The sequence below is a fragment of the Lentimonas sp. CC4 genome, assembly GCF_902728235.1.
Classification (GTDB): Bacteria; Verrucomicrobiota; Verrucomicrobiia; order Opitutales; family Coraliomargaritaceae; genus Lentimonas.
The window spans coordinates 246,268-258,466 of record NZ_CACVBO010000002.1 but is presented as its reverse complement, the minus strand read 5'-3'; the positions used below and the strand labels follow the sequence as shown (position 1 = coordinate 258,466).

Sequence of the window (12,199 nt, the reverse complement as noted above, 5' to 3'; positions counted from 1 at the left end):
CCATAACCTTAAGGCCTTTGCGCGGTCTTCGCAAAGCAAAGCCCCTACCTCAGGCAGAGACGAGGCGCGCTCTGAATTGCTGCTAGTGCTTTTCGATATAAACATAATACGCGGGATGTATCCGTCGCTCGCTGTCAATGAGTTGCGCTTCCATATCGTATTTCCCCGCAGGGATCGTCGCCTTGAAAGTCACCTCATCTTGTTCCGCTTTGATCTGCGCGGTTTCCACGACGTTCGCCACATACAGGTAAGCTGAGGTAAAGTCCGACTTCACACTCGCAGGGGCAATCCGATCCAGTTCAATGGTCCGCTTCTGCGCGGGAAAAGTGGCATTGATCGCCAGCCCACTCTCGCGAGGAAAGCGGCGCAAAGTAATCGTATATTCGCCGTCCTCTACAAACTCGATTTTCCAGCGTCCGCTTGCCTGAGCGCCGGTCGCGGCTCCGATCTGATGCCATGACTGCCCATGCTTACCAGTTAACATATCGTGCGCAGAAATACGGCTAGGGTTCTCATGCGGGGATCCGACTTTGATATACGCGTAGCGTTCGTTGACGCCCTCCTCCTTGAAAGAGCCCCACCAGCGCTCATAGCCTTCAGCCAAGCGCGCAGCTACCTCAGGATACTGATCAAAGACGTTGTTTGTCTGGCCACGATCCTCGCTCATATCATAGAGCTGTGTGCCATTTACCAAACGCCAATCCTGATCCATCACGGTATACTTACGATACTTGACTAAATTCTGCAGCCGCTGCGTATCCATATAAAGAATACGATTGGGCCATTCTGGATCAGCTTCAGTCAGCAGCGGTTTAAAGCTAATACCATCCAAAGGTTTCACGGGTTCGAAATCGAGGCCGAGCAACTCCACAAAGGTGGGCAGCACATCGTAATGCGCGAGCAGTTGATCAATGTCCTTGCCTCCGGTCAGCTGACCATCAGGCCAACGAATGAAAAATGGCACACGGTGCCCGCCTTCGTATTCACTGCCCTTGGAACCCTTCAGCCCCGCATCATAGATCTTATTGCCGCCGGCGGTGCCGTTATCGGTCATGAAAATCACAATCGTATTATCGGTTAACCCCAAGGCATCGAGCTTGTCGCTCAGCAACTTAAAGTTGTCATCAATGTTGGTGATCATCCCATAGAACCGTTGAAACCGCTCAGGTAAGTCCGGCACATCCTTATACAGATTAAGATACTCCTCTGGAACGTTGTAAGGCGCGTGCGGCGCATTGGTTGAAATGTAGCAGAAAAATGGGCGCTCTTGGTTGTCTTCGATAAACTGCAGCGCCTCTGAAAAGAAGACGTCGGTGCAATAGCCTTTGTAAGGCTGCATGACTCCATTGTGCCAATAGGTGTCGTCGAAATAATCATTCCCCCAGTAATCCGGTCCCTGCGTGATGCCGCCACCGCCATGACGCACGACCTCATGAAAGCCGCGATCCATTGGGCGGAACGGATAATTGTCACCAAGGTGCCACTTGCCAAACATGCCATTGGTGTAGCCATTCTGAGCTAATACCTGAGGCAGCGTGACCTCATCTTCAAACATCAGTGAGCGCCCATTAATGGTGTGAAACACGTTCAACCGATTACAGTGTCGCCCAGTCATCAAAGAGCCGCGACTCGGAGCGCAGGTCGTCGACACGTGAAAATCAGTCAATCGCACGGATTCGTTATAGAACCGATCAATATTGGGCGTCTTGATAATGGGATTCCCCATACAGGCCAAATCCCCCATCCCTTGGTCATCCGTAATGACTATGACGATGTTTGGCCGTTGCTTGGTTGCAGCCGCCAGTGAACACGCTGATGATAAAGCGACACAGGCGAGCAACAGAGCCGCACCAATTCGAAAGGTATTTTTAATCATCAGTTTAAGATTAATTATTATTACTTCGCCGAAGAAGCTCCTGCCTTCGCTTTACTGCCAATTGGCACGACTTGCAGATCAAGCTGCACCCCTGGAATAAACAGATCGGGCACACCGCCGTGTTTCTTTTGCTCTCGCAGGTAGGTGGGCCAGCAAATCGTGCTCACGGTGATGTCGGCGTCTTCATTGATCATTAGTGGACGGCATACATCCCACCACGCTCCGTAGGCTTCCATCATCGTGCTGACGATTTCTGGGTGTTCCTTTGCGACGTCGTTCTTCTCGCCGGGATCTTCCGTAATATCGAAAAGCTCCAGATCCTTATCGATCCCCTTGTTGACTGTTAAACGCCACTGCTCGTCACGCGCAGCAAAGCTCAGAAATTTGTTGTTGTCCGCGCCCGGATTCCTGCGGTGCTTTGCATGCTTCGAATCGGGATTTCCCCAACGGCCCTTATGGAAAAACATCATACGTTTCTCCCACTGAGCATTCGGATCCTCCAACAATGGCAACAGGCTTTTTCCATCGGTTTGTAACGTGCGGGTATCCACACCCGCCAAGTCTGCAAAAGTCGGCAGCAGATCAAAATGCCGAGCCAACGTATCGATATCGCGGCCCGCCTCGATTTTACCAGGTAGACGAATGAAGAACGGAACCCTAGAACCGCCTTCATGCACGCTGGTCTTACCACCGTTCATGCCAGCATTGTAAACCGAACTGGCGACCGAACCGTTGTCCGTCATGAAAATTAGGAGGGTGTCTTCCTCCATGCCCCACTGCTCAAGCTTCTCCATCAGTAAGCCCATGTTGTCATCGATATTGCTGATCATCGCGAAGAATCCCGCCTTCTGCGCATCCGACGGATCTTCGATCGTATCATACAGCTTAATGTATTTTTCCGGAGCGCTCCACGGCCCGTGAGGGGCATTCGGAAAGATGCAGGCCAGAAAGGGCCTCTTTGCATCGTGCTGCGCCTTCATCCAATTCATTGCCTGCCCGAAGAATACATCGGTGCAGAAGCCGTGGGTCTGGACGAACTGGCCGTTGTGCCGGATCAGCATGTCCGTGTAGGATCCGTTGGTGCGAATCCCACTGGCTCCCGCAATCCCGCCGCCATGGATCAAGGACTCATCGAAACCACGCATGTGCGGCTGGTAAGGATCTTCGTCGCCCAAGTGCCATTTCCCAAAAAGTCCAGTCGCATAGCCAGCCTCTCCCATGATCTGAGGCAGGATCTTCTGATCCAGTGCCATGAGCTCGCGGCTAAAAATGGTATGAGTGACTCCCACCTTGAACGGATGCACGCCGGACATGATTGCGGCACGCGTCGGCGCACAGCTGGAACTCACATGAAAATCCTCAAACCGTGTGCTCTGCTCACGCAGTTTGTCGATATGAGGCGTCTTGATATACGGATGCCCATTGCAGCTCAAATCTCCGTAACCCTGATCATCCGTCATCACTATAATGATGTTTGGCCGACTGCCTGACAAGCTCTCCGCAGTGGACTGCCCAGTAGCGCAGAGAAGGCCCAGGAATAGGTAACTACTCCACCGGTATTTTGTTAAAACATTCATCTTGTTCTTAGTATCGTAGGTGACTCGTTTTAAACTAGTGCCAATCGATGCGCGCCTCTTTGGAAGTGAGATCCACCCACACCGAGGCGTGCTTGAACTCGCGCGTGGCGGTCATGCCATCCCACACGGCATCCGCTTCCGGCGGCCCCAGTGGCTTTTTAAATTCAGGGTAGGCATCCAACATCCCGTGCTTTTCACGATACCCCCACGAATAACAAAATTGCGAATCCGGTTGGGCCGCGACGAGAAAGCAAGCCAGCGGGAAAGTGATCCGCTCGCGAGCGATTGTTAGCAATTCCGCGCGCGGCCGCTTCATCATTGCCGAGTCATTCCAGGCGAACCCCGGCCATGCCTTGATCACTACAAATTTTCCCTTATCCGCCGCCAGCTGAATCGTTTCGAGATCCGCTTTAATCGTGGCAGGATCGTGACTACCAAACTCATCAAAGTGCTCGATCATGATCCCGTCCAGACCCGGCCACTCTAGAATTTCGCGGTAATCCTCACCACGTGCGCCATTCGCCAAAATCATCTTATCAGCCCCAATCTTCTGCTTCGTCAATGCGATCATATCACGCACACCCGCGACGACTGCGAGCGCCTTTGCGTCGCCGAGCTGTGATGCTAGTCGCTCATGGAGCACTTGAGGCAAAGCATCCACAAAGACCCCGTCGATCCAACCATCCTTCATTTGATCTGCGATGACCTGCGACCACCATTCACGAAATTCCGGATTCGACGGGTCTGGCCGCGCAACATTTTCCGTCTTAAAAACGACACTGCCCTCAGGCGTGCGTAAGTCCCACTCTGGCTGATAGGTCGCATAGCAGTCGTAGCCTGGCCAGTTGATAAAGGAATTCAGATAAAAGAGGACGTTGACGTTCGGGTTGCGCTGCTTCAGGCGCCTAGCCGTATCCGCGATCCCGGCTTCCGTGCTACCGTGCACTTCCAGTCCATGTCTTTTCTCCAAGATGACCCAACCATCATACGAGGCGAGAAAATCAATCTCTGCATCGGTCAAATCTCCATTGGTTTTGCCAAAGTGAATATTGACCGGCACACGATCCCAATGGCTCCAAGTGACATTCGAGCTCGCGGCCGATCCATGACTGGACGGATCTAACAAAGTCTCAGCTGGCAATAAAGCGGGTGTGATCAGGAGTGCTACACATGCACACATTAGTTTTCGATATATGCGCTTCATAGTTCCACTCGAAATTAATGCCCCTTTGAAGCGCCCGGTGCCTTCACGACTTCGCTATACTGCATATAGCCATTCGAATCGATGATCGCAAAGCAATAGGCTGGGATGCTCGCGGGTATCGCAGCACTGACACGGTATCCGTCGGCACTAATCGTCGCTAATTCGCGCATCCCTGGCAATTTCGCATCGTCCGGCTTACTGACCATTTCTTTATATCTGTGTTTCACATCGGGATTTTCAGGACGGTAAATCACGTATGCCTTTTGAATGGCAGGCCCGGAGCGTTTAACAGACAGCGTGGCGTGGCGGCTACCGCGATCATACTTCGACTTTGAGACGATCGCAGACGGCGCCTTGTTGCCAGAAAAAGCAGGATTCAAATAGGGGCCTTCGGCATGATTCGCTGCCAGTTCGGCTTCGAGTGTCGCACTCAGTCGCTCAAGCACGGAACTAAACTCTGGATTGTTTGCCAAATCATTGGCCTCCTCAAAGTCGTTGCGCTGACCATCTTTGTAGAGTCGATAGAGCTCATAGTCATTGGTGGCATAGCGCTTATGGAGCTTAAAGTCACCGCTACGAATCGCAGACTTCATCGAACCCATACCATTGTGCGGGAAGTGCCAGAACAGGTGCTCACGCTCGTTCCCTTGTGCATCCACGATCTGTTGTGACTTGCCTTCGAGGACAGGTGTAATGTCGAGGCCGCTGAGTTCCTTAAAGTCTTTTTTAGCAATCTTTGAGTCAGTCAACTCAAGGATCGTCGGGAAATAGTCGAGCTGGTTCACTAATCCATCAAACTGACTGGCATGTGCAATCCCTGGTCCTGAGATGACCATTGGCACACGAACGCCACCACCCTCAGTATGCGTCTTCCCGTATTTCAAAGGCGCGTTATCAGAGATGACTTCCTTACCGTGCTTCTCGGCACCGCCATTGTCCGAGGTGAAGAAGATGTAGGTCGTCTCAATGAGTTTTTTACCTGGATTTCTAGGATCATCGGTTGTCTCGAGATAATCGACCACGCGCCCGAGGCTCCAGTCCACCGTGGTCACCATGGCAGCGAAGTAAGGGTTTTGCTGGCCTGGTAACGACATGTCCCCTGGCTTAGGTGGAAACGGTTGACCGAGTTTGTCGCAGTAGTATTCGAGCAACTCGCCGTTGCGCGTCAAGACAGGCCAGTGCACCATCCAATGGCAGAGGTTAAGGAAAAACGGCTGATCGCCGCTCTGGTCCATAAACTGAATCGCCGACTCTGTGACCTCATCGTATGGGTAGCTAATGCCCTCTGGCTTCTTGTCACTCAACGGAGGGAACTTCTCCTTACTGAGCGGATATTGCTTATCATCCGCGGTCGCAAAGCCTTTGGTGCGGTCATCCATACCACGGTGAGGGCCACGTTCTTGGTTCACGACCTCAAAACCATAACTCGCGGCGTTGAGGCCGACGTGCCATTTCCCAGAGTGCCCAGTGCGGTAGCCGTTGGCCGCCATCGCATCCGCTAGCGTCAGGAGGTTCAGATCGAGAGGGTCCTGGAGATACGGTGCAATCAGCGACTCGCTCTTTCTTGCTGGTGTCATCGCGCCAAGATGAACGTGGGTCATGCCAATTTTAGCCGGATGCTGTCCCGTAATAATACCCGCACGCGAAGGCGAACACGACGGAGCTGGCGAGTAGCCCTGGGTAAAATTCATACCAGACTCGGCGAGCTTGATAATGTTCGGAGTCTCGTAGGGACACGGTGCGTCCACATCATTGAGCTGCACATCTTGCCAGCCAAGGTCATCGACGTAAAAAATAATGACATTTGGTTTCGACACTGCCTGAGCCGTGATTGAACTCACACAGAGCAGTGCAAACGTAGAAAGTATCGGTAATTTCATAAGAATTTAGTAATGTTAGATTTACTTTGAGACCACTGTCATCGATGCCAGCTTACTCACCTTCCCAACCATCAATTTTGAGGATGTAGCCTGCGGTCGAATCGTCATCATGGCACGCGAGGTATAGATAATCCGGCTTGCCATCTTTCCACAAAATATGGGGACGTTCACTGCGCGCAAGTTCGTGCCCGTAATAGATCTCGTTGGTTTGGTAGCCGACCTTAGGGATGCCCCAGTCGAGGCCATCCTTTGATTGATAGATCAACCCTGGGCGCAGGCCGCCAGGACGTGCCTTACCAGTATGCGTGCCTTCCAGCATGCCTTTCACATCCTGCCTATCCTCCAGGATCATATAATACATGCCGTTGTAATAAAACGCATAGGGATCTTCGATATCGATCTTCTGCTCCGCATACGAAATCAGCGGATTTTCAGCATAGACCTCATAGGGGCCTTCGAGCTTGTCGCTGGTCGCCAATGAGATCTCACGATAGATCTGACCTTCGCGCTCCGTCATCGTTTTATAGTAGATCCGGAATGAACCATCTGGCGCGGTAACAAAGGTCGGGTTCGAGGCGTGCTGACCATTTGCCTCCGTCGCTTTCAGAACCGGGTTGTGCGGGCTTTCAGTCCACGGCCCCGTCAATGACTTCGCGGTCGCGATGCCGACTTCTTGCTTGGAGCCATTCGCGTCTTGGTGACGATTCAATAAAAACACTAGCACGTAGGTGTCGCCGACTTTAGAAATCTGAGGGTTATGATAGCTGGCGATGTCACTGACAAAGACGTCACCCAGCAGCGTGTAAGGCCCCTCAGGCTGATCGGCGACCCAATGCACAATCTTACTGTGCGTGGTCCATTTCCCTTTCTTATCGATGATGGAGTTAAAGATGTGCACCTTGCCCGCTTCGTCATAGATCGGCGCCATGCCCCATGTCCATGTGCCCGCAGGAGACGGTAGAATAAAAGGCCCCGGAGTGAGGGATTTTACAAATTTGGAGTCTTCCACGGCGCTTGCGGTCACAGAAAAAAGTCCTAAGGCCAGCACGGCCGCTATTACGTATTTTGATTGCATCATGTTTCGTTTCTAAAAGTCAGTCGGAGTGAGATCTCCAAGCATGTTACATAGTATCAATCGATTGCCCCAACGAATATCCCCTCTTTACGGGATAGGGCGCAGTTTTACAGGTATTTCGAGCGGGATGCGATACTCGCACGCATCATGATTTGTAAAAAGTGACTCACCAACTGCACATACACATTGAATAGGTGCGCCTCACCTCGCCGGCGAGTCACCTCTCCCCATAAGCGTTCAATTAGCGTCAATAAGCGGTTCCCGCGCAGCGGCTCTGGGCACTGCGCTAAGGCTCTGTTTTTTCTACCGCTTATGGTCCGCGTAAAAGCCCTTCGTCTCACGCTGGAAGCTGCCTATTAAACCCTTATCCACTCTGACGTGACAATGAAACCTCGAGTCAGACATGAACCTTAAAAGAGTAGTCAGAAGCTAGAAGGCAGTAGTTAGAATCTGAATATCAGTGTTTTATGAAGAATCTTCGATCACCAAATGGCTTCGCCCTTCGGTTGCACCCAAGGGCATCATAAGTGTCGCTGCGCTCGGTAGCGCGACAGCGAATACGTTCGTAAGAGTTTCATCACCAAGGACTAACTCCTGACTTCTAATACCATCCTTTGACATTTTCTGGTAGTATGTAGCCATCGAAGGGAAGACCACTGTGAATACTTTTCAGCTGTATTTGTTAACCGCCCGCTACGCTAGAGATCGCAGAGCACGCTGAGAGCTGACGCAGAGCATTTCACGCAGCCCTCCCCATCTCCTCGGCGCACTCAGCGATCTCTGCGGTTAAACCTTTTTACCAGTTTTAGTCGCATGTTGGTATAACTCCTGAATCTAGGATGAATCGTAGCGCTCTCTGCCCCGAAATTGAAGTCCTCCAGATCCGTAGCCACAAAAAAGGCCTCGGATCAATGATCCGAGGCCTTGGAAAATTGAAGCGTCAGTCAGCTTAAGCGCGGCGACGACGAAGCATTACGAATGTCAAACCGAAGATACCTGCCAACAATGCGTAGGCATTAGGCTCAGGAACAACCGTCAGCCCTAGAATACCAGTTGTTTCAGTAAACACCCAAGTATTATCGCCATCTACGAGATCCCAAATGCCATCTGTATCACCATCTAGCAGGTTGCCAGTATAGTCACCGGATAAGGCAATTGAGGCGAAAGTTCCGGTCTCGGTGCCAAAGTCGAACAGATCCCAAGAGTAAGCGCCATCTGCAAGGATGCCGGAGCCAAGGACGAGGTTTAGATCGCCGCCGTAGACGAGTGCACCCGTTACATTGTGGAAATCATGTCCGCCTGCGACACCCGCACCTGCAGTGCCGTCGATTTCAGCAATCGTGCTACTACCCGCATCCAATGCCAGACCAGCTGCGAAGTTCATCGTGCCAGGGCTATTACCGACCGACAGGATATTGCCATCTGTGATAGTGACCGCAGTGCCGATGGTGCCGGAACCAGTCAGCGTGTTACCAGTGCCAGTAAAGCTGATCGCAGCCGCCAGGGCGGTGGATGAGTTGTAATCAAAGGTGCCCGCGAAACTGACAGTAATGCCGCTGGTTGCGTTGATACTACCGCCGTCAGCCACAACAAGTGTGCCGGCACTGACAGTCGTGCTACCAGTGTAGGTGTTGACACCGGAGAGTGTCAGCGTGCCTGTGCCAGTTTGCTCAATCGCACCTGTGCCGCTTACAACACCGAAAAGTGTCTGGTCAGCAGTGCTGTTCTGCCTATAGACCCCGTCGTTAATCACCGCGCCACCAAAGTTTCCGCGTTTGATTCTCCCGGCATCGGCGACTTCAAAAACGCCGTCTTCAATCGTGATTGTATTGGTGTCTAGTAAGTCGTTGTGTATGTGGGTGAGAGCCAAAGTGCCGGTGCCTCGCTTGACAATGAATCCTCGCTCATGATCGACCGACACCAGAAGGTCAAAATCGTCAGAACCATCCGCAATGTCGTAATAAGCGGTCCTTGTATTCTGCATGTTGAGATAAGCAGTGCCGGCCAACGTATTTTGTAAACCTCCGGTGGTCACGACCGTGTTATTGCGCCAGAGCCCCTGAGATCCATTGACTTCCAATGTGCCACCGCCCGCGCTGTCGAATGTGAAAGTATCAGTGTCAATACTGAGCCCTGAAACGCCCTTCTCAATTTTCAGCGTTGAGCCGTTGTTGATTTGAAAACCCGTGCTATTCGAGTTTTTATTCGATTCGCTGCTACTGACTAGCACTAGGGTTCCCTCGTCGACCGTGGTGATGCCGTTATAACTTAAGTCCCACTGGGCTGTCAGCTGACCTGCTCCGAGCTTTGTCAGCCCAGTGTTGCCGAGGAGCGAAGAAGCGAGCACGACGTCCTGTCCGTTGGTATCGAAGGACATCGCCGAGCTACCGGTGATACGAGAGCTGTAGTCAGTGCCTGCGCTGTTAGCAGTGTATTGAAGCGTGCCGCCGGTAAAGGTGATGTCTCCACCGTTACCCAACGCACCTGAAGTAGCTGCTATGTCAGCAATGTCGGCCTGTAAAACCCCAGCAGCGAGTGTAGTCGTGCCAGTGTAAGTGTTAGCTTGATTGAGGACAAGTGTGCCGGAACCGTTCTGCGTGATTCCACCGATGCCAGTGAGTGCACTGCCACTGAAGTCAGTGCCTTGAGTCACCGTATTTGAGCGATTAAATGCCAGCGTGCCAGCGTTCGTGATCGCGCTGCTCGTAGAGAGCGAGCCAGTCGTGCCACCGTCACCAAGTTGCAACGTGCCTGCGCTGATCGTAGTCGCACCAGTATATGTGTTCGCTGCATTAAGAACAAGCGTGCCGGAACCGTTTTGTTCGAGTGCCCCCGATGTGAGCTCACTACCGCTGAAGTCAGTGCCCTGAGTCACCGTATTTGAGCGATTGAATGCCAGTGTGCCATTATTAGTAATAGCACTGCTAGTTGACAGCGAACCAGTCGTTCCACCATCACCAAGTTGCAAGGTGCCTTCGCTGATCGTAGTCGCACCAGTATAGGTGTTAGCACCGGATAGCGTTTGCACGCCAGTGCCTAATTTAGTCAATGCAAGTGCGCCACCGCCAGCGCCGTCCTGAATCACGCCAGAGAAACTAGTGCTAGTATCGTCTTCGCCCGTGCTAAGGACTACAGCAGCAGCGTTGGCATTTTCGACCGTGCCGGCTCCAGCGAGCGAGCCGATGGAATTCGAGTTTCCGTCAAGTTGAAGAAGTGTAGCGTTGTTGACAGTCACTGCCGAATTGCTGCCGAAAGCACTTGTGCTGCCTGCGATCAAGGTGCCTCCAGTAACATTGGTGGTGCCCGTGTAAGTATTGTCCCCAGAGACTTTCCAGGTGCCGTCATCGGTCTTCGTTAGGTTAAGCGGATTTGAATTGACCGTCGAGTCAATGATCGCCCCCTGAATTTCATTAGTGTCCGTGTTGCTACCGCGAAGCGTCAGCGTCTTTGTCGCAGTGTTAGCAGTCGTGTTGGCAAAGGCCCCTGTAAACACCAAGGCCCCCGTGCCGTTGTTGTAGATGGTGGAACCTGCGTTGTATACTGTCAGCGTGCGGTCTGTAGAGTCGCCGCTGCCCGTGTAAAAAAGGTCCGCATTGTTTCCAATCTGGATCGTGTCGCCCGCACCTGCAGCACTGTTCACTCCACTGTTTGCGATCGAGGAAACATAGGTGTTTCCGCCATTGTTCAGGTTGAGAACGCCAGTAAAGGAATTGTTATCGTTGGAGAGATACATGTGCCCTGCTCCAAATTTATTAATGCCAAAAGCACCGGTGATCTGAGACGTAACCGTCAAAGGGCCATTAGTAATCGACCACGTATTGGTTGCATTTAGCGCAAGGCTACCACCATCAGAGCTCTCAATTAAGACAGCTCCACTCCCAGCGTTCACCCTGACACCGCCAGTCGTCAGGATAAAACTCGCAGTATCGAGTGTGTAGGTGCCAGCAAATGCTGTATTGAACGTGATCGCTTCAACAGCAGCAGTGGTCGTAATATCGCTGCCGAGAGTCACGGTGCCTGCGGTGCCTTCGGTGCCTCCTCCAAAGATTGCTTTGTCGCCATCTGCCCAAACGATTCCATCGCTAGTTGGGGTTACGGGCGTGTCGTTCCAGTTCCCGGCACCAGTGGTCCATGTGCCAGCTCCATCTGTGATAACACCATCGGCAGCGATGGTGGTGTCCCAGGTTAGGTCAGCGGCCTGAGAGGCCTGTGCTAGCGCCAGCGAGGCTGCGGCAGCGGTGAAGAGTTTTATTTTATTTTTCACAGGAGTAGTTTTGGAGTGAATGTATGAGTTCGGGGTTTTCTTTAAAGTCAGTGAAATGAGTGATTAGTGAGTCAACAGTGTTAGCATGTGACATAATACATAACTCGCAGAATTCGCATATCCCAATATATTGGGGGGGATGCGTGCAAAAAAAGTCAGAATCACCTCAGGTTAATCCAAGAAAAGTCGCGGGGCGCGGCGTAATGCCTGCGCCAAATCGGCCGCAACCGCGCCGGAGGAATGGATCTGATCTATCAAGGGTTAGGGGTATTAGACTGAATCGATGGGGGTAGAGTGTTAAGAGCACTTCATAGAACTGTCGT

At 52.1% G+C, this 12,199-nt stretch carries 6 protein-coding genes; all 6 read right to left on the bottom strand.

Going from position 1 to position 12,199, the window contains the following annotated elements:
* Positions 1–82: 82 nt before the first annotated feature.
* The 6 genes from GZZ87_RS17785 to GZZ87_RS17760 all read right to left on the bottom strand — a co-directional run bounded on the left by GZZ87_RS17785 (position 83) and on the right by GZZ87_RS17760 (position 11,876).
* A complete protein-coding gene (locus tag GZZ87_RS17785) occupies positions 83–1,876 on the bottom strand; it encodes an arylsulfatase (protein ID WP_162024826.1) in 1,794 nt (597 codons plus the stop codon).
* Positions 1,877–1,896: 20 nt separating this feature from the next.
* A complete protein-coding gene (locus GZZ87_RS17780) occupies positions 1,897–3,453 on the bottom strand; it encodes an arylsulfatase (protein WP_162024827.1) in 1,557 nt (518 codons plus the stop codon).
* 34 nt (positions 3,454–3,487) lie between these two features.
* On the bottom strand, positions 3,488–4,633 hold the full coding sequence (locus tag GZZ87_RS17775) for a putative glycoside hydrolase (RefSeq protein WP_162024828.1): 1,146 nt from the start codon (positions 4,631–4,633) through the stop codon (positions 3,488–3,490).
* A gap of 38 nt (positions 4,634–4,671) precedes the next feature.
* The gene (locus GZZ87_RS17770) at positions 4,672–6,537 is read right to left on the bottom strand and encodes a sulfatase (protein WP_162024829.1); all 1,866 of its coding nucleotides are present in this window, start codon (positions 6,535–6,537) and stop codon (positions 4,672–4,674) included.
* A gap of 52 nt (positions 6,538–6,589) precedes the next feature.
* A complete protein-coding gene (locus GZZ87_RS17765) occupies positions 6,590–7,615 on the bottom strand; it encodes a glycoside hydrolase family protein (RefSeq protein ID WP_162024830.1) in 1,026 nt (341 codons plus the stop codon).
* 946 nt (positions 7,616–8,561) lie between these two features.
* Positions 8,562–11,876, bottom strand: a complete 3,315-nt coding sequence (locus tag GZZ87_RS17760; protein WP_162024831.1) for an autotransporter-associated beta strand repeat-containing protein — start codon at positions 11,874–11,876, stop codon at positions 8,562–8,564.
* Positions 11,877–12,199 lie beyond the last annotated feature (323 nt).

Excerpts from the sequence above, each read along its gene's own strand:
- GZZ87_RS17785 (WP_162024826.1), bottom strand. The coding sequence starts at position 1,876 with ATGATTAAAAATACCTTTCGAATTGGTGCGGCTCTGTTGCTCGCCTGT.
- GZZ87_RS17770 (WP_162024829.1), bottom strand. The coding sequence starts at position 6,537 with ATGAAATTACCGATACTTTCTACGTTTGCACTGCTCTGTGTGAGTTCA.
- GZZ87_RS17780 (WP_162024827.1), bottom strand. The coding sequence starts at position 3,453 with ATGAATGTTTTAACAAAATACCGGTGGAGTAGTTACCTATTCCTGGGC.
- GZZ87_RS17765 (WP_162024830.1), bottom strand. The coding sequence starts at position 7,615 with ATGATGCAATCAAAATACGTAATAGCGGCCGTGCTGGCCTTAGGACTT.
- GZZ87_RS17775 (WP_162024828.1), bottom strand. The coding sequence starts at position 4,633 with ATGTGTGCATGTGTAGCACTCCTGATCACACCCGCTTTATTGCCAGCT.